This window comes from Odoribacter sp. AF15-53, assembly GCF_003479425.1.
Lineage (GTDB): Bacteria > Bacteroidota > Bacteroidia > Bacteroidales > Marinifilaceae > Butyricimonas.
Genome location: NZ_QUHC01000005.1, coordinates 235434 through 259854 on the forward strand (window position 1 = coordinate 235434; position 24421 = coordinate 259854).

General features: G+C 43.6%; 22 protein-coding genes and 1 pseudogene. All 23 read right to left on the reverse strand.

Annotated features, from left to right (window positions below; genetic code table 11):
- Window positions 1–10: 10 nt before the first annotated feature.
- Entirely contained in the window at window positions 11–1072 is a 1062-nt protein-coding gene (locus DWW52_RS12510) for a WG repeat-containing protein (protein ID WP_118715849.1), read from the reverse strand.
- 22 nt (window positions 1073–1094) lie between these two features.
- On the reverse strand, window positions 1095–1709 hold the full coding sequence (locus tag DWW52_RS12515; protein WP_118715850.1) for a hypothetical protein: 615 nt from the start codon (window positions 1707–1709) through the stop codon (window positions 1095–1097).
- Window positions 1710–1725: 16 nt separating this feature from the next.
- Window positions 1726–2235 (reverse strand): hypothetical protein, encoded by a 510-nt coding sequence (locus DWW52_RS12520; RefSeq protein WP_118715851.1) that lies wholly within the window; start codon window positions 2233–2235, stop codon window positions 1726–1728.
- Window positions 2236–2249: 14 nt separating this feature from the next.
- Window positions 2250–2612, reverse strand: a complete 363-nt coding sequence (locus tag DWW52_RS12525; protein ID WP_118715852.1) for a YkvA family protein — start codon at window positions 2610–2612, stop codon at window positions 2250–2252.
- A 42-nt stretch (window positions 2613–2654) separates the two neighbouring features.
- Window positions 2655–3539: a M48 family metallopeptidase gene (locus tag DWW52_RS12530; RefSeq protein ID WP_118715853.1), complete on the reverse strand. Its 885-nt coding sequence runs from the start codon at window positions 3537–3539 to the stop codon at window positions 2655–2657.
- 251 nt (window positions 3540–3790) lie between these two features.
- Window positions 3791–4939: a TlpA disulfide reductase family protein gene (locus DWW52_RS12535; protein ID WP_118715854.1), complete on the reverse strand. Its 1149-nt coding sequence runs from the start codon at window positions 4937–4939 to the stop codon at window positions 3791–3793.
- Window positions 4940–4980: 41 nt separating this feature from the next.
- On the reverse strand, window positions 4981–6516 hold the full coding sequence (locus DWW52_RS12540) for a RagB/SusD family nutrient uptake outer membrane protein (RefSeq protein WP_118715855.1): 1536 nt from the start codon (window positions 6514–6516) through the stop codon (window positions 4981–4983).
- A gap of 12 nt (window positions 6517–6528) precedes the next feature.
- Complete coding sequence (locus tag DWW52_RS12545) at window positions 6529–10113, reverse strand: SusC/RagA family TonB-linked outer membrane protein (RefSeq protein ID WP_118715856.1); 3585 nt, start codon at window positions 10111–10113, stop codon at window positions 6529–6531.
- Window positions 10114–10197: 84 nt separating this feature from the next.
- Entirely contained in the window at window positions 10198–11265 is a 1068-nt protein-coding gene (locus DWW52_RS12550) for a FecR family protein (RefSeq protein ID WP_118715857.1), read from the reverse strand.
- A gap of 80 nt (window positions 11266–11345) precedes the next feature.
- Window positions 11346–11936 carry an RNA polymerase sigma-70 factor gene (locus DWW52_RS12555; protein ID WP_118715858.1) on the reverse strand — a complete coding sequence of 197 codons (591 nt, stop codon included), beginning with the start codon at window positions 11934–11936 and terminating at the stop codon, window positions 11346–11348.
- A gap of 92 nt (window positions 11937–12028) precedes the next feature.
- Window positions 12029–12532, reverse strand: coding sequence for a hypothetical protein (locus DWW52_RS12560; protein ID WP_148315368.1), 504 nt, complete (start codon window positions 12530–12532; stop codon window positions 12029–12031).
- Window positions 12533–12544: 12 nt separating this feature from the next.
- On the reverse strand, window positions 12545–13537 hold the full coding sequence (locus DWW52_RS12565; RefSeq protein WP_118715860.1) for a dynamin family protein: 993 nt from the start codon (window positions 13535–13537) through the stop codon (window positions 12545–12547).
- 4 nt (window positions 13538–13541) lie between these two features.
- Complete coding sequence (locus tag DWW52_RS12570) at window positions 13542–15806, reverse strand: dynamin family protein (protein WP_118715861.1); 2265 nt, start codon at window positions 15804–15806, stop codon at window positions 13542–13544.
- Between the two features lie 46 nt (window positions 15807–15852).
- Entirely contained in the window at window positions 15853–17298 is a 1446-nt protein-coding gene (locus DWW52_RS12575; RefSeq protein WP_118715862.1) for a hypothetical protein, read from the reverse strand.
- Between the two features lie 15 nt (window positions 17299–17313).
- On the reverse strand, window positions 17314–18243 hold the full coding sequence (locus DWW52_RS12580; RefSeq protein ID WP_118715863.1) for a M48 family metalloprotease: 930 nt from the start codon (window positions 18241–18243) through the stop codon (window positions 17314–17316).
- Window positions 18224–18733: a hypothetical protein gene (locus tag DWW52_RS12585; protein ID WP_118715864.1), complete on the reverse strand. Its 510-nt coding sequence runs from the start codon at window positions 18731–18733 to the stop codon at window positions 18224–18226. The genes DWW52_RS12580 and DWW52_RS12585 overlap by 20 nt, the downstream gene beginning before the upstream one ends.
- Before the next feature lie 12 nt (window positions 18734–18745).
- Complete coding sequence (locus DWW52_RS12590; RefSeq protein ID WP_118715865.1) at window positions 18746–19081, reverse strand: hypothetical protein; 336 nt, start codon at window positions 19079–19081, stop codon at window positions 18746–18748.
- The gene (locus tag DWW52_RS12595) at window positions 19074–20108 is read right to left on the reverse strand and encodes a sigma factor-like helix-turn-helix DNA-binding protein (RefSeq protein ID WP_118715866.1); all 1035 of its coding nucleotides are present in this window, start codon (window positions 20106–20108) and stop codon (window positions 19074–19076) included. The genes DWW52_RS12590 and DWW52_RS12595 overlap by 8 nt, the downstream gene beginning before the upstream one ends.
- A 246-nt stretch (window positions 20109–20354) precedes the next feature.
- A complete protein-coding gene (locus tag DWW52_RS12600; protein WP_118715867.1) occupies window positions 20355–21164 on the reverse strand; it encodes a GIN domain-containing protein in 810 nt (269 codons plus the stop codon).
- Between the two features lie 22 nt (window positions 21165–21186).
- Window positions 21187–21990, reverse strand: a complete 804-nt coding sequence (locus DWW52_RS12605) for a GIN domain-containing protein (RefSeq protein WP_118715868.1) — start codon at window positions 21988–21990, stop codon at window positions 21187–21189.
- Between the two features lie 130 nt (window positions 21991–22120).
- Window positions 22121–22714, reverse strand: coding sequence for a MarC family protein (locus tag DWW52_RS12610; RefSeq protein WP_118715869.1), 594 nt, complete (start codon window positions 22712–22714; stop codon window positions 22121–22123).
- A gap of 91 nt (window positions 22715–22805) precedes the next feature.
- A pseudogene (locus DWW52_RS12615) lies at window positions 22806–22985 on the reverse strand (succinate-semialdehyde dehydrogenase); the annotation flags it as partial.
- Window positions 22986–23148: 163 nt separating this feature from the next.
- Window positions 23149–24342, reverse strand: coding sequence for a phosphoglycerate kinase (pgk, locus tag DWW52_RS12620; protein WP_118715870.1), 1194 nt, complete (start codon window positions 24340–24342; stop codon window positions 23149–23151).
- Window positions 24343–24421 lie beyond the last annotated feature (79 nt).

A 24421-nucleotide genomic window follows, 5' to 3' on the forward strand; every position in this document is an offset into this window, starting at 1 on the left:
CATGTTCCGGTTAATGGTTGCTCGATTGTGGATGAATAATATTTCCCTTGCTGTCAAGGAGAAGGCTGAATATTCCGTTATAATCGTATGAACAGAGATAAATATCTTTGCCAAGAGCCTCGATGTTTTTATAGCGAGGAGGGGTGATGAGTTTACCCTCGGGACTTATTAATCCGTAATATCCGGTTTCCACCGCGTACATCCAGCATTGAGCCATGGCCATCATGGTCTCTCCGTTTTCGTTGTATATTCCCGTGTCGTAACTGAGTTGATAGATACTTCCGCAAATAAAATCGTCGAGGATCGTACCGTCGTAGTCGCAACGTTTTTGGATGTGATCGCTTTGGGAGATGTAAATCCCGCGGTCTTCCGACACGGTGACCATTTCATATTCACAAGCGAGAATCTCTACCAGAGAATCGGAGTAAACACCCCAGCGTCCATCCTTGCAAGCGGACCAGTAATTGCGTCCTTCACGTACTAGGTTATCGTATTCCGGGGCAAGAGCCCAATTACCGCTTTTGTCAATCAATCCCATTTGTCCTTTCTCGTTTGCCAACAGGCAATAACCGTTGTGGAAACAGTAATCCCTTGTTTCTTGCGGGAGGATGAAACCATGCTCGAATATTTTCTCTCCCGTGTGGTCTATAAAAAATAGGCTGTCATTCGTTGACACGGCTGCAACACCTTCCGAGAATATCCAGGCTTTGGAATACTGGGCGGGTAAGGATACTTTCCCGGTGTGGATATTGAAATATCCTCTTTTCTCTCCCGTGGAGAAGACAGCAAGAGGATCTCCTTCTTCCGAGAGGGTAATCCAGCTAACATCTTTCAATGTTTTCTTCCCGGTTTCACAGTTGAAAATATATCCCTTGCCGTCATAACTGCTTTTGTGGTACCATATATGCCTTGATATTTGTGTATCATAATACTCGGATGTATAAAACAAGTCATCTTTTATTTCTTTCTCGTAGAAAAAATAGCAGAATGCCAGCGTGAAAATCAAAATACAAGCGGTTAGGCTCCCGGCAATGATTTTCCAGAATATGGTCATGTTTTTCAATCTTTTCATAGCTTTCTTTTTTTTATTCAGACTAGTCTTTGTAAAAAGTTTTTATTAATTCTTTTATCTTGTTCGTGCAATCGTCCAGGGCTTCCTTCGTATCGGCCCATTCCAACATAGCCCGTCGGGAGTTTATAAACACGTGGTTGGACGTGATGCGGCCTCCGTGGAAATATTTTCCGCTTCGTACCGTGACATTAATGCTGACGATGAGCCACCCGTTGCTGTGAAATGTGCTGAATCCTATTTGAGAGAAACAATCTTCTTCATTATTGCATGTTACTTCTTGGATTAACTTGTTTTCTTCTTCGTTTTTTCTTAATAATATTGGATCGGTTTTTTCCCATGCGTTCTTGAATAGCCTTAAAAGTTCGCGAATGTGGAGGGTCAAGTGTTTTACGTTGAAGGACGCTTCGGCTGCTTTCTCGATATTAATCCGGTTTTGTTCTTTTTCCCGTTCTTCGATTTCGTTTTCGGTAATGACGATAATGGAATATGTATCTCGTATTTCTTCGTCTTGTGTTTTCTCGACTTCTTTCTCTTTTTGCAGGAGTGCTTCAACAGCTTCCTGACGGGTAAGATACCGCCCGCAAAAGTAGTCTTCTCCGGCAAATGTGTCCTGTCTCCATACTTCGTAATATTTCATGGTCTTGTATTTTAATTTAATATATTTCAACTTTTTCAATAGTAAACGGGGCTTTCAAATGACCGTGCCTGTTATAAAATCCTTTCATCCGGATTTCCAGTTCATCGTACTCCTCGTTGTCGCAATCGGTATATTTTCGGATGCATTTGTTGAGTTCGATCTCGTCTTCCGAAATCCAGGAGAGTTCTGCCAGAACATGCCCTTTCTTTAGCATTTTCAGACGTTCCGGCAGATAGTTATCCCAGATGGGATCTCGGAATTGTTTCTTGTGAATCGGCATGTACATGAAGTGACTTCCCTTGTTGAATAACGACAATAGCCCGTATTTCTCGGCCCAGCTTGCTCGGCCTCGCTGGAACAAAATCCCGAACCATGTGTATGAAAAACGGTCGTCAAATCTTTGGGAGATCTGGTGTCGCGCGTTTTCTTCCGTGAGGTCGGCCAATAGATCGCTGACCCATGTTTCACCCTCGAAGATCGTGTGTCGGGCTGTCCCCTGTAAAGCATATCGTAATTCTCTGTTCATGCGGGTGTTCTTTGTTATTGGGTTAATACCTCGTATTTGGAGTATTCCGGGAACCACTTGTCCAGGGTACAATTAACCTTGTATTCTATTTTCGGGGTGATATACTTGCAGACTTTTTGGTAAACTACGGTTAGCGAGAATATCTCGTCGAACCAGCCGAGAAGGGGCAACCGTTTTACTGGGATAATGTCCATGGGTAGTAACAGGTAGGAGAGCGCGGCAAAGATCAGAAGTTTGTCGCCCTTCGGGGTTTTCGGACTTTTCATGACTTGGTACATGAGTAGTACCGGGCGAGCGCTTGCCCTTCCCACTTTTCTCGAATATTCTAACAGTTTCTCCCGGAGGGAGGAATGCTTGATTGTCTTTTCTTTTTTCATGATAAATGATTTATTGGATTAGAACTTATGAAACAAGAGCGTTTAAAGTTTCGTGTTGCAATAGATACAATGGGTCCAGTTTTCCTCGACTTTGGCCCCGCAACGGGGACAGCGATTTTTGATCGCATAATGTTCGTGAATATATTTTCGGGCATCCTGAAAATCGGGAGTGTCACACCATTTCATGATTTCTCTCACCCGGACGGCGGCGAACGGGTGATCAAGATTTGCGGTTGCCACGATCTGGAGGAATTTGTCCCATGTCTTCCCGTCCCGAATTTCCTCGTAACTGTCGGCCTGTTTCGCCCACTCTTCCACGTTAACCTCGCCGGTAACCTCTTCCGGTCCGCCGGCCAGTCGCAATTGAGTTTTCACGATCGTATCCTTGCCGCTGATAATCGCTCCCACGCGGTCTGCCGATAGCTCGCTCTTGCGTGACCAGTATAGCATGGCGTATTGAAGCGGGACTAGGAAAGGTCCGAGAAGTCCCAAGGCATCCCCGCCTGTTTTCAGCAGGTCGGCCATCGTGGTATATAGCACGTGACGGCATAGGATGTGTCCGCATTCGTGGGCTAACACGGAATCGACCTCATCTTCTTTGAGGTATTGAAGCAAGCCGGAGGTGATAACCAGAAATATCCGGGTATCTCCGAATGTGTAGGCGTTGGGATAGGGATTCATTTCGAGGTAGAACTCGGGAACATCAATGCCCAGTCGTTTGCATATGATGACAAGGCGATAATATAACTTGGGCATTTGCTTTTCCGAGAGCCTGATTTTCGAGGCCATGTTGATCCCGTACAAGAGAGTTTCGTAGCTCAGGTCGAGAACCTTCTTCACCACCAGATCAAAGCCGGGAATTGATTTCATCAATTTAAGGGCAGCGGCATCTTCCGGGTGTACAAATGTATTTACAAAATCGTTCATGTTATTTGTATTATTATTCGCTTTCTAAATACAATAGAGGCATCCTCGAAGAAAATCTCTGAAATGAAACGAGAAAAAAGCAGTAATCTTCAGCCTTTCCGATTATGCCAACGATATAACACTTTTATTCAACCTTGTACTACTACGTTATAGATTATAAAAACTACTACCATCGAAATAAAAAAGAAATCGCCATAAAATGTTGTTTATGACGATTTCTTTTTGAATGCAAGCCTGCGATACAAGTTCGCTTATTTCATGAGGTGTTCCAATTCCTCGTAAAAAGCGGGGTCTTCCCCGACCGTACGCTTCAATATCTTGCCATCGGGGCCTATCAAAATTTTAGTTGGAAAACCTTGCACGTTAAAACGTACAACATAATCTTCCTCGCCTTCTCCAGCGACAATTTGTTTCCAATTCCACTCCGATTTAGATAAATACTCTTCCCAAGTTTCTCTATTATCCTTGGCTATACCTAATAATACTAATTTATCCGCATGCTTTTCTGCAAACTTTTTCATCTGTGGCATTCCGGAAATACAAGCACCACACCAAGTTCCCCAAAAATCTATCAAAACATACTTCCCCTTGTATTCTGCCAAATCAAAAGGTTTACCGTCGTATGTTCGGGAAGTTTTAATAGTAGGTACTAATTGACCAACCTCCGTGGCTTTTGCTCCTTGTATACGGGTAGCGATATTTTTGTAGTATGTCAATTTCTCGTATTTTTTATCTGCGATACTGAAAAAGCGTTCTGCCTCCTCCATTGTCAATTGAGTGCGTTGCAACATGTCTTCCAATAACCATAAACCACCTACCGATGAAACGTATTTTTGAAGGAAATCCATGCGGATACGTTGCATTTCATTTTCGAGCCTTTCCATTTTCTGCAAATTAGCTGCTTTTTCTTCTGTAGTCAGGGTTGAGTCAGTCCAGTTCGTAATCATCAGATTCACACTTTCATTCTCTATGGGATGCATCTGTGATGTGTATTCCCGGAAAATGTCGTTCTCCGCATCTCCGCCGGGATAAAGATCTACGAAATCCTTCTTTAAATCTCCATTCACTTCTAACGTCTGTCCCGGTATCGCCACGAACAGTAAACTACCGGAATTACAAGGAACAAAACCGTTTCCGACCATTTTCATTAAACGTCTGCAATTAACCTCTACCACTTGTGGTTCTGGTAATTTGAATTCAACATGAAATTGTTCATTCTCCAAAGCGATATTGCAATGTGCATACTTTCCGCTCGAATCAACATACACGAGGTGCATCTGCCTGCCCATGCCTCCGATTCGTCCTTTGAATACGAACGTATTTTTATCTTCCTTTGCGGAACATGCGATACAACAACTTAACCACAAGGTGCAATATATTATAAATGTCAACTTTTTCATTTTATCATTTATTTTTAATATCCTAGTATAATTTCTCTACGTTAATAAATATTTTGTTGAATCTTTCCGAGACTGCTCTCAATCTCCGTGTTTAAGATTGGGGCAGCGAAACGTCTTGAATTTTTATCTAGCGAATATGTTTTTAGAGTCTCTTTCCCTAAAATACCAAAATTCGTATAAGGATAAAATTCACGAGTTAAAACCACATCATCATCCGGATCTTCATTATTATTGAAACGCCGGATATCATACCAACGTGTGGAGAACGGCATTTCCCGGCGACGTTCTTGCAAAATTTTGGAAATCGCTTCCGTCTGTGATGATGCCGACAATTTAATTTTATCGGAAGGTGCATTTTTGTCTATGCGTTTCTCTCGTAAAACATTTACAGTATTCATTGCTTCGATATAATCTCCCATCCTTGCCTGACATTCTGCTTTTGTCAGGATCATTTCGGCAACCGTCGGGCCTGAAGGGATCCGGTCTTTATAAAAGAAGATATATCCCGGATATGCATATGCAGGAGAAGTCATTCCCCTATCATAAGAATAATTTTCTACCATGTGATATTTATAGCGCAGATCATAGTCCCGATCGTAAAGTGCTAGTAATTCTTTGCTTGGTATATACCACCATGAAGAATTACTCAACATCCGGAAATAATAGAATTCCTTCCATTCCATCATATCCGTCATATCTATCTGATTATCGTGCGTGTAAGGGAATTTTATCTCCACGATTTCTTTATCTGTATTGGGGTTAATCGTCACTTCCGATTTATTTGCGCTATATCTCATATCAACATTATAATCCATGAGTTCATCATGTCCTTCCAGTGCGTAACTGGCATATTTCAACGCTTCTGCGTAATTATTTCGGAAAAGATAGTAGCGTGCCGCGAATGCGTCTGCAGCCGGTTTGCTACCTCGCCAGGTCCGGAATTTATTATTAACAACAGTCAAAGGGTTTTGTAACTTTAAGGCTCCTTCCAATTCCTGTTCAATCATCGTGTAAGTCTGTTCCAGTGTGGCTCGGGTAGGGGATTCTTCAAAATTTACGGAGTTTTTCAGAACTAAACCCATTTCATGTTTATTGGCTTCCGTGTAAGGCAGGCAATGGGTATTTGCCAAAATCCAATAACTATAAGCTTTTATCAGGTGAGCTTCTGCCTCCAAAACTTTCTTTTGTTCTGCATTGCCGGATACTCTGTTTAAATTTTCCAACACCATATTAGCCGTAAAGATTTTTTTATATTCACTTGTCCAGAGGCCATCCCCTCTACCTGGCAAATACTCGATGTCCCAAGTTGCAAACTCAACAGTCGTAATACCGTAAGCGTTGGATTTCGCTTCATAGATTTCCTTGTACAATCCATAGTCATCGCTACTGTAAATAGCTGTTCCATTCGTTTCTTGATAAAAACTATCGTAATCGTTCAACAAGGTCTCCAGATGTTCTAGCGTCGTGGGGACCAGAGAACTCGTTTTAGAAGGTTGCACGTCAAGATATTCGTCGCAAGAAACCATTAGCGGTAAACAAACCGATATCCATAACATGAATTTATATCTTTGTTTCATAATGCCTTATTTTTAAAAATTAAATTTCAATCCCAATGTGTATGAAGCCCTCGGGCGGATAGTTCCTCCATTCATGCTTGTCGGATATTCCGGATCTTCGTCGTATTTATTAGCGACAAATGTGTGAAGATTATTTCCTTGTACATAAATTTGCAAGGAAGAAATACCGATTTTTGACAACAAGCGTGTCGGCATATTATAAGTGAGATTAATTTCCTGAATCCTGACATGCGAAGCATTCTCCACCAGGTAATCCAAATACGGGTAATAACTGTTCCAGTACAAATAAGACTCTTCTCGCCTGTCAAACGGAATCGGTACCATATCCATCGGGTCGGATTCCAATACCTCCTTGTAATATTTATTCGGCATGGCGTAACCACCTGACATATCAGGATAATTAAACGAACAACGTCTGAATTTGTGTCCAAATTTACCGGTGATGATAAACGACAAGTCAAAATCGTAAATTTTGAAGGAATTGGAGAAACCCAACGTATATGGGGCAACCTTTGTACCCATGTTTACCATGTAATCCCGTGCATCTCCTGAAGTCCAGTCTGAAAAATCAAACAATTCCCCTTCAGCGCCATGAATAGCTGGAAGCCAATAAGGATCATCCTCCGAACCTCTATTTACCACGCCTGCATACTTGTACGCCCACAATGTATTGGCGTTATATCCCTCTACGTAGGCAGATGAACCTCCGGAATACAAATCATAAGAACCATAAGTTACCCTGTAAAGATTCGTGATTTTATTTTTGTTATACGAGAAATTCAGACTTCCGGTCCAAACAATATTCGAGGCTAAAATCGGTATACGTGTACTTACCTCCAATTCAAAACCGCGATTTATCATCTGTGCCGTATTTAATTTTTGCGACCGGGTTCCATTGATAGCCGGAATTGTCATCGAGGTGATCAAATCCTTCCCCTTCTTGTTATAAAGATCCAGTTTTCCGCTTAGTTTGTTTCCCCAGAAAGAGTAATCAATACCAACATCCCAGGTTCCTGTTTTTTCCCATCTTAACGTGGGATTACCAAAGCTGCTGATGCTGGACGTGATCTCGTGCGTGTAAGTATTTTGGGTAGCGGAAATATCAATCAAAGGACGGAAGGAGGTCGTTTTGTCCACGTTCCCATTATACCCGTAAGTAACACGTATGTTCAAACGGTCTAAAGCCTCCATATCCTTCATGAAATTTTCTTTCCCGATTTGCCAGCCGATTCCCACCGACCAAAAAGGAGCATAACGATATTTCGGGTCATCCGTGATCAGGTTTGATGCGTCTGTACGTACGCTGCCGGAGAGTGTATATTTACCGTCATAAGTATAAGAAACATTACCGAACAATGAAAAATAACGGTCGGTTTCGTACGAAAATTCATTGGTATAAGAGAAATTTTGCCTGCTTCCCATCCAGTCCTCTGTTCCTGTTACCCCGTTGGGATAAATTCCGACAGTTAATTTGTCATCATCGTATCCGACAGTCATCGGATAGTTGGTAGACTGCGTAATACGTTGGTTGATCTCCGTGCCGAGAATAAAATTCACCTCATGCTTATCTGCAAAGTTACGATTGAAATTCAATTGATTGCGGAAACTATAAGCGTTAAGTTCTGATTTTGACATATGCTTGATACCTCCTAGTGGAATATTCGGGGTCACTTTATTGGTTACTTTATCCCAAGATGCGGCCTGATTCACGGTTCGACGAGTTGTAAAAGTTTTCTCGTTATAAATACTTGAATTATTCGTATTGAACATCTCGTATTGAATCTTTGAGTCCAACGAAAGCCCTTCCCAGAATTTTATGGTTAATCCGGCTTGGAATCTTGCATTCAACTGTTTAGAAAGTACCTCTCGGTTTTCAATTTCTGTAATTGGATTATAAGTCCAATCGGAATAAGGGAAATTTTCTGTCGGCACATGGCGTTCCAGTATAGGAGTATAATACCCGTAAGTGACAGGCAGACGTGCTCCATTCTCGTCTACCAGCATATCGTAAGGAGAAAGACTCAAAATACCATTGCTGGAACCGCTGTTATCCAATTTTTTGTATTGGAACATCCCGGAAAAATCGAAATTCAGCCAACGGAATAATTTTGCGCTTGTTCTATAATTTATCAAGACCCGGTCTGTGTTATTCTCCTTGAAATAATCCTTTTCGTTCTCGTACATCAGTGAAAGTACGTTATTCATTTTTTCGGTAGCTCCTGATATACTTACATTATACTGTTGCGTGATTGGCAATTGTAACAGATATTTTTTTATTTGACTGCGGTTATCCTGTTTTTTCAATTGTTCCAGAATACGGTTCATTTCATCATCCGACATGTATCCCAACCGGTTTTCATTTAATGCGACCACCGCCTGTGAATAATCTTCGGTCACATTCAGGTAACTATCGTCAATCGGTCCCCAAAAACTTCCGAAAAAGTCTGTCGCAAATCCGCGTTTTTCATACTCTACCACTTCTTCCGAAGAAACAAAAGGATAATAAGTATCCAAATCCAGCTTTGGTGATATTTTTACAAAAGCCGAAACATTGACATTCATCCCTTTTGCGGCATTCGCTTTCCCTTTTTTCGTCGTTATCACGATTACGCCATTAGCCGATCGTGCTCCCCAAATAGAAGCTGCTGCCGCATCTTTCAGAATGGTCATGCTCTCCACGTCATTCGGGTTGATAGAACTGAAATCATCCTCTACGGCAAAACCGTCTATCACAACTAACGGACGGGTATCCGTGTTCAAACTCGTTTGGCCGCGAATCTCAAATACCAACTTACCATCACTGTCCAAACGATTCTGTACCCCCGCCATTGTTCCAATCAAACGTGTGGCAATATCCGAAGTCGGTTTGGATAGCTGGTCGGCTGACACGATATCGAAGGCCCCCGTGGCTCGCTCCCGTGAAATCGTTTGGTAACCGGTTATCATCACCTCTTCCAAAGCTTTCGTGTCATACTCTAGTACAATATTCAAGACCTTTACATTCCCGACTTTTACCTCCTTGCTCTTCATCCCCACAAAAGTAATTTGAAAAACCAAGTCTTGGCGATCGTCAACCTTGATCTGGAACTTCCCGTCTACATCCGTTGCAACTCCGATCTGTGTTCCCTTGACAATCACCGATGCGCCCGGAACCGGTAGTCCGTCCGTGTCCTTCACTGTTCCCGAAACGGTACGTTTTTTTACCACTTGGGCCATCGGTTTCGAGTCTGCAACCTGCTCTTTATTCTGCACGATAATCACCTCATCGCGAAACTCATATTCCAATCCCTTTTCCTCTAATACCCCTGTCAGGAAATCTTTCAATGGTACTGATTTCACATCCACGTTCACGTTCCCCTTTTTTTGCATCGCGTCATAATTATACAAAAAATCATAACCCGTTTTTCGTGTCACTTCCTCGAAAAGCTTCACTAGCGATACGTTTTTCATTTTCAAACTGATGACTCCTTCTTGTGAATAAACATTTGCCGATGTGGCAAACACTCCAAACAGCATCATAAAAGCCAAGCGCCTCATAAGCCATAACATTTTTCGTAACCATATCTCCGATATGGTGTTAAACCAATTTTTTTTCATACATTTGTATAAGAATTTATTAAACTATTGTCCACAGGTGCTTGCCGGCACCTTAAGACGTTACCAAAAACGGAAATAATAGCACTATTTCCGTTTTTCTTTATAACTTACCGTGACATTCTGTCCGTCGATCTCGAAAGCCACGTCATTTGTCAAGCGAATCATTTCCAACACGCTATAAATATCCTCGTATCTTTTCACCCGTCCTGAAAAACGGATTCCGGCTACTTGCGGATCGGCAAAGAATACTTTGACATCATACCAGCGTGCTAATGTTTCCATGATCTTTTCCAGAGGCTGTTTGTCGAACATATAATACCCATCCTTCCAGGAAGTATAAAGAGCCGTATTCACTTCCTGTACGCCTATCTCCTCATCACCTCTCCGGCAAACGGCCTGTTGAGAGGGCTGCAAAATACACTCTTTCCCCTGTTCGTTTTTCACCCGCACCGAGCCATTCACTAAAGTTGTAAAAACCTCCCCGTCTCCGCCTACCGATGAAATATTAAACTCTGTTCCCAAAGCTGTCACGTTCACCCCTTCAACACACACTGTAAACGGGCGTTCCACGTCTTTTGCCACCTCAAAATAAGCTTCTCCTTCCAGATAGACAACCCGTGAATCTGTGGGAAATTGTACTGGAAACGATAAAACCGATTCCGAGTTAATCGTAACCAAAGACCCATCCGGTAATCTAAAAGTAAAGTCAGAGCCTTTGGGTACCATTAAACGATTATAACGAATTTCATCCGACGCTTCTTCTCGTGTCCGAAACGTCAATTGATCATTGGTGCTGTCACGCACGATGTCTATCCCCAGTTCTTCTTCGTGCAGATGATTCACGTTCCTTAAATCCACGCTTTTACCATTGGCCAAAATCAACTCGACCCTTGCCGTGTCGGCTTGTCGTGATGTTTCGTTTTGTACCAGTACGACTGTTCGCTCTTGTTTCAACTTTTCATGGATAAATAAAATTCCTCCCAATACGACAGCCAAACACGCTGCCGAATTTATCCACGTGCGCGGCATACGAAATTTGGGCCGATCAAGAGTTCTTTTTTTGATCTTTTTCCATCCGTCATCTTCATCATATTTCTTTTTCTTCATCGAGTTGCTCACCCGATGAATGGAATAATCCAATTCATCTTTCATGTATTCATTTTTTCCTAAGGGCCACAACTACTCCAAAAGGGTGACTGGAAAATGAAAAAAATAAAGGCAAAACGAAAATTTTATTTTAATCGCCTGCAATATAACCACATAAGCAGGGAAATCTTTTTAACGATCCGAACTTTTTCTCTAATCAGACGATAAGCTTTACTAATATGCGTTTTTACCGTGTTCAACGAAATTCCCAATTCATCCCCGATCTGTTGATAGCTTTTCCCGTCTACTAGGCTCATCAAAAAAACAGTTTTGCATTGCGAAGGTAATTCTTCTATCGCCCGTTCAACTCTATCCAAACCGGCAAGTTCATCCTCGGAAAACTCCGATTGTTCCAGATATTCTATGAATTCAGTCAAATGAGGGGCGTGGCGTTGTTCTAACGCTTGGCTTCTCAACACTTTCAATGCACCATTTCGTGTGGATTGATATAAATAAGATTTTAATGACACTTTTATATTTATCTTTCGTCTATTTTCCCACAAATAAACAAATGCATCTTGTACTACATCTTCCGCTTTCTCGGAATCACCCAGAATACCCATACAATAACCACACAATTCTTGGTAATACTTTCGAAATAATATTTCGAAAGATTTTGAATGTCCCTCTAGGATAGCCTTTAATTCAGCACCATCTAAATTTGCATCATCATGCATAGGCCTTTACTTTATTACCAGCTCATCTATGATTTATCATGCAAATATATATAATATATTGAAATTATTTGCATTTAGCAAATATATGTTCTTTATTCCAACACCTCAAGTACCCGATCTTCGATCTCGTTCAAACGCTTCGTTACCAAAGATTGAGCCTCGGCGATAATCTTGTTTTCATTGCCCGTGAAAAAGAAGGTAATCAAAGCTGCTCCAAGCATAAACAATGCCAATTTGGGCTTCTTGGCAAGAGCGGCGAACAATCCGGTTCCCGTCAATCCTCCCGTGATCACGTTACGCACAAGCCGATCTTCATCATTATCATCCAGAAGAGCATTATTTTTCATCAAAATCTTTTCAACTTTCTCCGCACGGAGATGGTCAGCCTCGGCGAGAGCGGCATACCAGGCATTATACTTGTTGGGAAATGATTCGGAGAACCACAAGCCGCGAAGAATTTCATAAACGTAATACCCGTTGAGTTTTTTCACGATATTCTGATCGTGCATCCCTACCAACCGTTTGGTCTCGAAATCCACCATGACCTTTACCTCGTCCCATAGTGTCTTGAACTGATCTACTAAATACGCATCCATAACAAGTTGCATTTAAATATATTTATCTATAATATCGTCTATGTCGATATCTCCTAATATATCAACGATACGATCAACTAAAAAGTTCACTCCCGACCGTTCTTTCAGGTATTTTTTATAATCACCGCTTCGAAAACTGGCGTTTTGTATAATTTCAAAATCATTGTTCATCAATTCGGCTCTGGTCATTGAATCCTTCACGGCCGAGTAATTCGCGATTCCCACTTGAGCCAAACGGTGATAGCGGGCTGAAATCGGGAAAATATTCTTCACGAGTTGCTGCCATTCCCCGGAACCCGATGGGACGAAATTACCAAGATCATAACTTAATATCTGTTTGATCTGAGCCGTCGAGGCGACACAATCCATCTTGTTAGGGGCAAAAATCATTCGCTCGTAAGGCAACAACGGCCGTTTCTTATCTTTGAACAACGTTGCTTTGAGAAAATCAATTTCGTCACTGGTGAGATTTCCATGCTTGGAACCGTCATAAAGGAACACGACAACATCAGCCTCCCGCATAATCTCAGCCGTGCGTTTCACGTCGTAGTCATTAATCCCGATACCGATCGTGTCAATTAGGCACACCCCGTGATCCGTCAAATCATGGGAACAATTGACGAATCCCGACATTAAATTCTCGGCACTTTGCTCCCCCTGATAAATTTCTTTCAAACCATAAACATACTTGCGAAGAAAAGCGTCATATTCCATGTGTTGCCGTGTCCTGTCCTGGCCTCCCATAACGATAACATCATAGCTAGCCCCGAGACACGAACGCCCGATATAAGTCGTGATTTTTGTGCTCGTAGACATGGATTCCGGGAGTAATTCCCGACCCGAGAGTGCATTGACAAGCGTACTTTTCCCGGAATTCGAAGTCCCCGCCACTACCACCTTGTACAGTCCTAAATCAAGGGCCAACTTACGGCGGAAAGATAAAGATTTACAAAGTAGCAGGTGCTTCTGAATCTCGGTTATTTCTTCTATATCAAGAGTTGCCATGGCACTAATTTATCGTATCTATCCCGTTAGCGATCACGTCCGCGCGCAACCGATCAATTTCCTTGATCACGTGATCCAGGGGTTTATTCACCTTCTCCGTGGCAAAATCACGATAGAACTCTATACGCCCCTGATTCTCCTGCAGGTGATCGCGAAGAGCCTTAAGCTCGTGTTCGATATTGCTGAGATAAAGTTTGACCATATTATCACATTCGCGGGTGGCTTTCGAAAGAAGGCTATACAAATTCAGGGTAGCATCCTTGCCCAGAAAACCTTCCGAACGAACCAAACGTCCGGCAATATCCGAATTTATCTTGTTCCGCAACTCTGTACGAGCTGCTTCCTCCATCTTCTCGAACATCTTATCTACGTTACCGCCTCCGAAAAATATCTTCACGCTAGTCCACCACCCGCGTAACGATTTCCTGACCGTCGAAGAGATCGACGTGTTGATGATCTCGTCAATCTGTTTCTGGATAATAATAATCAGAAGCACGCTCATCTCGTATAGGCTGTCGCTGATCTTTTTCTCGAAAATAGATTTGTTCACCACGGTAACCTTAAATTTGTTATCCGAATTGATAGTGCGAATCTCATCCAATACAGACGTGATATAATTATTCATGGATTGTGATAACTTATCCACGATCTGGCGATACGGGGTTTGCCGGGTTGTTTGTACGGGAGTGAATATATTTGCGCTAATCGTGTTACATATCAAATCGACAATCTTGGGAACCGGTTTAAGCAGGGAAGGTAAAAAGTCATTTTCAATCTCGATGGAAGTCAGCTCCTTCAAAGACTTTGGCGTGTAATTACCATGAGGGACATCTATTTTGATCCCGTCAATCATCTTGTTGATCCCCACGGTTGCGCTAATAAGCAATTGTTGGGAATGATGCTTGATATACGTATCGACTTCCGACGGGAAGTTGCGGGCGATCGTTTCGCTCTCCTGTTCGTAATTGCCGGAAAGGGTCTGGATCGTCTCTTTCGCTTTCTGGAATGCCGCTATCTTTGCCTCGATCGCCTCGGCATTTGATGCGAGGGCGTTGATCCTATTCTGAATCGCCAGCCGAATATTCATCGCCATCTCTTTCGTGCCGTTCAGGTGATTATCATAGATCGTACCGTCAGCGAACATGTTGCCGATTACCTTGCCCAATATGGCGTTAAAATCCTCGTAATACCCCTTTTTAAGTAACATTTCCTTGGGCAGATAGGATTTTTCCTCTTCAAATTCTTCCTTCTCCTTCACGATCGTGCGAATGGTCTCCACCTTTTTTTCATCCGAAGTTTCCAACTCCTTTCGATTCAGGCCATTGATTTTAATGGCATCTTCCTTGTAGGGATACACGCCGCAAAATGCCAGACGATTATATAAAGCGGAGTAAGTCACGATCTGCGAACACAATCGTTCATAAAGTTCCTTGGGCACTTTACCGGAATAGGCTTTTTTCAACAGGGCCGCAATATTGTTCTTGCAATTCTCGATTGAACCATGCCGAGAGGGAGACAGGTCGATCTTGTTGATGACAAAAATAATATGCTCCGGCTTGATATTGGAAACCTTCGGGTTAAAAAGCGTGGAACCGAAAAAATCAATATCTTGATCCGTGAGATTCCCAAGGGAATCAACCAACACGAAAGCGAAATCGCAATTCTTCATGTTGTGTTGGGCCTTCTCGTCATCCACGCTTGAAGCCCCGTTCCCCAATGTATCGACAAGCACGAGGGCGTAATCTTTACAGGCACCCTCCACCTCGTGAAGCGAAATATAAGCCTCGTTCAGTTCCATACTTTTAAAGCGATCGGGTTTCACGAGACGATCACGATCGGCCAAATCTTTCTCCGTGTAACAATAATAACAGCGAAAATCATCAATCGTCTCCCGTTTGGATTTCAAACTACCTTTCCGGCGTCCTTCCTTGTCAATATCAAAATAGTTCACCGTAACCCCCTCGTTCGCGTAATCCTCCGTGCGTCCGATCCAGGTAGGCATGAGCGTCGAGGTATGAATTACCTCCGGGACAATAATCTTACGTGCCAAATTGTTGATCAGCGCGCTCTTACCCGAATTTGATGCTCCCAAGAACAGCACCCGTACAAGTCCCATGTTATTACGTACGGATTCTTTCGCTATAGCTTCGGCGTATTCGATCGTAGCCGCGGACTGCAACGCGGGTGCTTCATGACCGATATTAAGTAATACATCTTGAAGAGACTTGTTGCAAACGTTAACCGTCTCGTTAAATTCTTTTACGTTCATACAATCTTAAAGATTATTTTTGTATAACCAACTGTTTTTATAACACTCAAATCATCTTATTTAGCAAATTCTTCAACTCCGCCTGACGAGCCAGAAGGTTTGTCCTTTCCCCCTCGTATTGTTGTCCGAGCTCGTCGATATTTTTCAGGAACATCTCCTTGATCTCGTGAATAGAATTTTTGAAATTTCTCTCCAGCAAGGGCATCAGCGTCTCTTTGAGTTGCGTTTTGATGTGTTCAAGCCCTTCTTGAAACTGCTGGGTCAATGCCTCCGAGTAAAGTTGCACGAGTTCCGTGTTACTGCGTTTAATCTTCAGCAAGCCGCCAAAAAGCTTCATGAGAATATTCGTCACGACCTCTCCCAGCAAATATCCCCAGAATCCGCCATGAAAACTGGCCACGAACACGAGTACGTTACGAATCACGCCTTCAACCGCGTTCTTGATCGAATTGTTATACAAATCGACCGTGTCGAAACTGATCGGTTGATTTCCCGCACGAACCCCGTCCGCTTCCAGATGCAAAACATCCATCTCTTTCCCGAAATAGCTTTTGTACTTCGCTGTCAACGAAGCCAATTTGTATTCCATGTCATCACGCACCACGTCCATCGTCTTCCTGATCTCGTTGCATAAGAACTCTCCCCACAGGTAGTTGAGATAAGGGCTGAAATAAAATTGTATTTTCTGAACATCTATCGCATGCAATTCCTTGTCAATCAGTAAGCGAGCTTCCCGGGCGAACTTCGTGATATCCTCGTCAAAATGAGTCGAGCAGTAATTCTGAATCTTCACCCATAACGTCAGGTCAAGCTGTTTTGCGTACACCTCGAACGATTCCCGCCGTTCTTTGAAACGAGCGATAGCCTGTTCGAGAGTTTCCAGCTTGCCCTCCACCCGGGCTAACTGTTCTTCCAAAGAAGCCTGCACGAAAACGTCTATATCACGTGCTTTCTCGCGAGCCACATCATCCAGGTTAACCGGATTTGATATGAAATGCTGCACGAGCCACACCCCGGTATTCCCTTTGCCTTCCACGTGTACGGGAGCCGTGATCCCTTTTACCTCCAACACCTTTTCCACGGTGGCTACCGCCTCTGTCACGGAAGGGAGCAAGTGAGCGTGAAGAAGCACGATCGCCAGCCCGGCCCGGAGCGCATCGTGAGCTGCGATGTAATCAAGTAAGGCTACATCTGAACCTTTCAGAAGGTGTTGTGCATCCATCACGAGTACATTACGTGCCGCCCGGTTTACAGGTGCATTTCGGGAAATATCCTCGTCGTTGCCGATAGAAGAAAATTCAAACGTGTAATCTTCAAACATCCCGGAATGAAGCATCCCCGAGAACAGCGAGCAGACCTCGGCTTCAATATCCCGACTACACGCAATACATACTTGTTTCTCGGAAGAGGGAATGAGATCAACCATCTCCTGCACTTTCGAACCGATCTCTCCGGGTAGATCCGGAATCAATATATCATTTTTGTCACTCATAACGGGTTTATAGGTTTAGATGATTTTCATGATTTCTGCTTGCAAATCACGGGCTGACAAAAGATAAGCACTCTTGTCAACGGTCGTGTGATCGATCAATTCGATACAACGGGCATAGAGAAGCGATTTCCCGAAAAGTTCGATCGCCTGTGCGCGGGTCTTTCCGTTAGGATGACTTGCTTCCGAATGATCATAATCCCAAAGAGCCTCGTTCAGGTTATTCATTTTCTTGATCATGGATTGAGCTGCTGCGGCGTCGCGACAAGCGATCACCGCCGCCCGGTCTGCCGTGATCTCCTGCAACCGGGAATATTGATTATTCTGTTGCAATTGCTTGATCCGGGCAATCACCTGCGGGTTGGTTATCGTTGACAAATCTGTTGCCATGATACTGCCTTTAATCGGGTGATTCGCCAATGCGTGCCCGATTTCGTGCCCGATCAGGGCCATGATCTCCAAGTCCGTGTATTCCGTCTTTGCCATCAATTCTTCGGAAATAAAGACATACAACATCTCCTTCGACCCGCAGGTAAAAGCGTTGTTGCTTTGGAAAAGCTCTTGTCCTTTCAGACTCGTTTCCTCCAAAGCCCGTTCCATCCGGTATATATCCTCGTCCGAATACACGTATACCAACGGCATCGGGATGCCCAGATTTTTACACAGCGTTGTGATAATATCAAAAAGACGAGAATTATTGTTCACGTTAACAGGTTGTCTGTCAAGCACGCTCCGGAGAACTTGAATACGCAGCATATTACTCTCGTTGAACGTGTACTTGATAAATCCCGGTGCCACCTCGTTAAACTTGGCGATACTGTCCAGAAACTCCTTCTCCTGTTCGGTCACGTACAACGGGGGTTCGATAAATTTCTTGAACCCTTGGACCTCTTTCTCCATGTATTCGGAAAGGGAAAGATACGTGTTGTCAAATATTTGCATGCTCATGTATGAGGGTGTTTACTTGATTCTTTATTCGGTTTAATTCTCCGGTCAGGCTTGCCAGATCACAATACTTTCGGGAGTTACCGTTTTTGACCGTCCCGCCTATCGTGAGACCGATCCCGATTAACGTCAGGCCGAGCGGGACAACGTTTTTTATATCCGGGATCGCGTAAGATAGAAGTCCCAGAATGAGAATCACGATTCCGGTTGCGAGTAATCCGATAGACCGTTTCCCCCGGGAGGCGGGAGAAAAATGGTCCATCTCTTTCCTGATCGCTTGTTGAACGGCAGGTTTTTCTCTGTAATAATCACATACCCACTTGTTGTATTTGTTGGGAAACGTGAAATTGAACCATAGTTTATCAATAATCTCGATTTTATAGTAGTTCTCAATTTGTTGCACGTTCACTTTGCCTGAACTGTTTTTAATTCTTTTGGCCTCGAAATCTACCATGATCGAGACTTCGTCCCACAACTGATTGAATTCATTCATGATCGGTAATATTTATTTTTTTTTCTTCTTTTTTGATGGGATTGGGGGCAGGGCTGCGGCTACTCCGATGTTACCCGGTTTAAAATCAACGTTAACGACTTTACCCTTTTCTCGTTTCTCTATAAAACGTTTGATCTCGTCTTCATACTTCGCGAACATATTGTTGAAGAAACGGATGTCTTGCTTGTCGTTTTCCGGGGTTTCCGATGTCAGTAGTTCTCCCACCTCTTCGTTAGCGACGGCCGCGCTTAATCCGGCAAGCGATTCTTCCGCTGAGGCACTGCCGTCAAGAATTTTCTCTATCTGGTCAAGAGTGATTTTCTTCGTTTGTTTCGATCTTTCAGGCATAGTATTTATTTTTATTGTTTTGAATCTCCGTCAGCAATCGCTTGTAAGCGATGTTCAGGTAATTATACACTTTACCGGGTGTAACTCCCATTTCCTCGGCCGTTTCCTCGGTCGATTTCCCTTCCAAAAGCCGGAGTTCGATGACCCGTCGATAGGTTTCCGTTTTCCATTTTGAAATCGTATTTCTTACAATATCTTTCATTTGCTCTGTCGTTAAATTATAACTCCATTCGGGCTCTTCAAGCAACCCGTGGTGATGGTTTAAATTTACCGCGGATAACGGGACCGTTGCTACTCCCCCGTTGACTTGCTCGAAAAAGATAGCGCTCAGAAATTCGTCTTGGGCGGCCATCCTTCCGGCCCGTTCGATCGCCAAGCGGTGGAGGCGTTCGAGGCTCTTGTTATCCTTCAGCTTCATTTTTATAAGAGTCTCCTCGTCGGGAATTCTCTGAACGTATTTCAAAAAAAGTAGATTTTTTTCTTTTTCCTCGCTGATCCGGTTGATGAGATTGACCACGTCATACTCCGTGGCATAAGGTGATTCGATGTTGAATTGTTCTTTTGGGGAAGTTGGATGATTCAAGTGATTTTGCTTGTAAAATCTCTTGAAGAAATTGGAGGCGATCGAACGTAACCAGATGACCAGGCTGCATTCCCCCCTGAAATCCGAGAGGGCCTTCCAGTCATTTTCTTTCAGGTGAAGGTAAAGTTCATCCATCAGTTCCCTGAACGTCAATTCTCCTCGGTAATCTTTCTTGTAGGCTTTCAATATTGATGGTCCGAGGAAATCCGCTCCCTCGAAAATGTCCATGATGAAATCCATGTCATCCTGACGGAACTTGTAAAGCATGAATTGATAGAAATCTTCTTCCGGGATGCCCGCGTATTTCTTTCCGATCTTCCTGAGGCGGATATCGGGTTTAAGGTTGCGGGATATATCCCGATTATTCTCTTGATGCTCTTCCTCTTCCGGTTCGGAGAGGTATTCTTCCTCTTCCGGGTTACTGTATTTATTCCCTGTTTTCATATCATTCGTTTCACACACATCCGTACAAAAATATGTTGTATCTATGCAAAGCTATTTGAAAAATAGGAAATAAAGAAGTGAAATTTTAAATATTTGTATGCTTGTTGTTCAGAGGTTTCTTCGTCAAGAAGGTTGTCCGCAGGGTTCCCGTAAGCATATCGAGTCGGAAGCTTCTTTCCCGGAAGCACTCGTGGCGAAGATGTAGAGAGCCGTTGGTGTTTTTGAGATATTTTTTTGAATTATTTATTATTTCATTTTTTCTCTTGTTTTCTCGGCTTGTGCAGGGGTCAGGGTGAGGTTCGGTAGTATTTTGGATATACCGGCGGTTTCCATTTTTATGATTTCCGGGTCACCCGTGTAGGCGATGGAAGATACCCCGTAGGCTTCCGCGCTTAGTTTCTTGACAACGTGGATGTCGGCCTTGGATGCTCCCGTTACTTTGATTTCGGCTATGTTTATCAAGAATTTATCGAGGTAAGCGTGTGAAGCGCCGACAACTTTGATTTTTCCTTGCTCGCTTTCTCCGGATAAGGTCAATTGGCTGGCTCCTAGAATTTCGCAAATTAATTCTTGGGAGGTTAACTGGCCGGATAGTTTCGAGGCTCCGGTCAGGGTTATTTTTGCTTCCTGTTTCACGTGGATGGGATTGTTTAACGTCACGGATGAGGCCCCGATGATTTCCGCCTTGAAGTTGTCCGTGGTAATTTCTTTGGAGAAATCAAGAGAACAGGCCCCGCTCAGTTCGATTTTCTCCAACGAGGAAACGGTGATTTCGGCCTTGCATTTGTCGTTCTTCTTCCACTTGCCTTTTCCTTCCATGCTGAGTAGTAGTTCCCCGTTTTTCAGGGTCAGGATTAATTTTTGCGCCAGTCGTGCCGGGATGCTGACCGATATCCCCGTGGATTCCCCTTGTCGGGCCGTGACTTCGAATGCCCCGATCACTTTTATGGCGGTGATTTTTTCGCCTTGGAAGCGGGATATGGAGACTTGTTCCTGCGCGAAAGCCCCGGTAATTGCTAAACAGAGGATGGAGAGAAGCGATATGATTTTTTTCATGACACGGAGATTTTACTTGTGGTTATTTCTGATATTCCTTGTTGATTTCAGATGGCTTTTTTACTACTTTATTTATTTTGGAGGCTCCAGAGGATTCTTGGGTTATGATTTCCGGGTTTCCGATGTAAGTTATTTTGGATGCCCCGGATGCGTGTACGCTGATTTCTTTATTCACGAGGAATTGGGCTTTAGAGGCTCCTGATATTTCGGCTTTCAGGATGTCGATCGGGAATTTCTCCAGATTTGTTTTAGAGGCGCCTGATGCTTCCACTTCGCAGCGTGTTGTTTTTCCCGAAAAAGTGATTGAACTGGCCCCGCTTTGCTCGATGAAGATTTCCGGGGAAGTGATATATCCTTTGACGAGGGAGGCTCCCGATAGGTCTATTTTAGCTTTTTCCTGTATGGTAAGCTTTCCTTCGAAGTTTGTCTTGGCAGCCCCGCTGAGGTTTACGTTGAATATGCGGGAAGTGAAATTTCCGGTTGCGTTTATTTTGCAAGCCCCGCTTAATTCGATCTTTTTTAAGGACGAACACACGATTTCCGCCGTGTAACGATCATTTTTTTCATGATGCATTCGTCCTTGCATGTAGATGGATAGGATGCCGTCCGAATCTAACGAGAATTTTAATTTGGATTCCAAGCGGGCGGGAATGTTTACAGTTGCCTTGGTGGATGTGCCTTGGGTAATGGTGATGTCGAAAGCCCCGTGGCTGATGATTCCGGTGATCTTTTTCCCCTCGAAGCGGGTAATGGTGGTTTGTTCCTGTGCGAAGGTCGTGGCGATCACGCAGAAGAAGACGAAAAGGAATGATGCGATTTTTTTCATAATGCTGTTTTTATACTCAGACGATCAAAGGTAGTGAAAAGTTACAGCATCTTTTTTAAAATTAAGATATAAGATCGGAATCTTTTTCCCCGTTGCGGATGTTGGAAGGTAATGACATGATATTTCCGGATCAAGTCAGCGATTCCAGAAGGGTGTTCAGGTTGGACGTGAATATTTTCACGGACATGGCAAGGAGGATTATCCCGAAGAATTTACGCAGGATGTAAACGCCTCCTTTGCCGAGTACGCGTTCCACGAGGTAAACGTTTTTCAATACCACGTACACGACGATCATGTTGAGGATGATGGCGATGATGATGCTGAATACGCTACATTCGGATTTGAGGGTTAGCGTGGTGGCTAGAGCTCCCGCCCCGGCGATAAGGGGGAATATGACGGGAACGATAGTTGCCGATCCTTCGGGGCCGTCATTCTGGAATATCTCGATGTTGAACGTCATTTCGATGGCAAGCACGAATAGCACGAGTGCCCCGGCTAGGGCGAAGGAGGAGATGTCGATGTTGAACAGTTTTAGCAAGGCATTTCCAGCGAAGAGGAACGCGATGAATATAACAAGAGATATTCCGGCGGCCTTTTCGGCACTGACTTTTTTCCCGGCGCTGTTGAGACCGATGATAATGGGGGTAGAACCCGTGATGTCGATCACGGCGAAAAGAACCATGAAGGCGGTGAATATTTCTTTTATATTGATACTGAAGTCCATAATCCTGTTCATGAAATTTGCGGGTTACAAGTGTAGCACGTACGTTAAAAAGATACTGACACTTGTAATCCCACAAATTTACGATTATTTTTTATAATTCCCATATTTCGGCATCGGACGGCACGTGTATCCGGGCGGATAACGGGGTGATGCGCGTGATGTTTAACAGGTATTTATAGGTGAAGTTTTCCGAGATGGAGTTGTTTCCCCAGCTCGCGCACCCCAGCGTGTTGTTGACGGGAAGGCCGTTCTGAATGGAGCCTCCGGCCGAGTGTCCGTTATTTTGCACGAATGGGTTGGTTTTCAATGATTTTTTTCCCTTGATGTATAAAGAGTTGTTGACTTGGTTGGGAGAGATGGGAGAATGGTTGATGAGGATATAAAAAATGACCGGATTATTTTCCGGTCATTTATTTATGAATTTTCGATAGGGTTTATTTCCCACGAATCGCGGTGATACCCGGTAGTTCTTTACCTTCGATATATTCCAGTAAGGCTCCGCCTCCGGTGGATACGTAACTTACTTTGTCGGCCAAGTCAAACTGGTTGATGGCGGCAACGGAATCGCCACCACCTACTAATGAGAAGGCTCCTTTTGCTGTTGCTTTCACGATAGCGTCAGCCACGGCTTTCGTTCCCACGGCGAATTTCGGCATTTCGAAAACGCCTACCGGTCCGTTCCAGAGAATCGTTTTGGATTCTTCGATGATCTTGGAGAATGCGGCGATGCTTTCCGGACCGATGTCAAGTCCTTGCCAGCCATCAGGTATTTCCATGGAAGGAACGAGCTGGGTATTCGCGTCGTTGCTGAATGCATCGGCGGCAACCGTTTGAGCGGCAAGCACGAGGTTCACGCCTTTTTCTTTAGCAAGTTTCATGATGTTGAGAGCCAGATCAAGTTTGTCATCCTCGCAGATAGAGTTTCCGATGTGACCGCCCATGGCTTTTTTGAACGTGTAGATCATTCCACCGCCTAGGATCAGGTTGTCAACTTTATCCAGGAGGTTCATGATAATCTCAATCTTGGAGGATACTTTTGAACCTCCCATGATGGCCGTGAAGGGGCGGGTTGGGTTATGCATCACCTTATCCACGCTTTCAAGTTCTCCCTGCATCACGTAACCGAATAGTTTGTCATTCGGGAAGAATTTAGCGATAACCGCGGTAGAGGCATGAGCGCGATGGGCTGTACCGAATGCATCGTTGATCCAAACATCTCCTAAAGAAGCCAGTTTCTGGGCGAATCCTTCATCCCCTTTTTCTTCTTCCTTGTAGAAACGAAGGTTTTCCAGTAATAGCACTTCGCCTGGTTTCAGCTCTGCGGCTTGTTGCTTTGCACTTTCGCCGATACAGTCGTCTGCGAATTTTACGGGTACACCTAATAATTCTTCCAGGTGTTTTTGGATATGTTTTAATGAGAATTTATCTTCCGGTCCGTTTTTCGGGCGTCCGAGGTGAGACATCAAGATTACGGAACCTCCTCCCGCCAGCACTTTCTTGATCGTGGGGACGGCTGCCCGCATGCGGGTGTCGTCGGTGATCTCGAATTTATCATTCAAAGGTACGTTGAAGTCTACGCGGATAAGCGCCTTCTTGTTTTTAAAATTGTAATTATCAATTGTCTGCATAGCAATTGTTATTTTAATGAGTAAATTACTTAATCGACAGCTAAAGGTAAGGATAAAATCATATTAAACCAAAAAATAA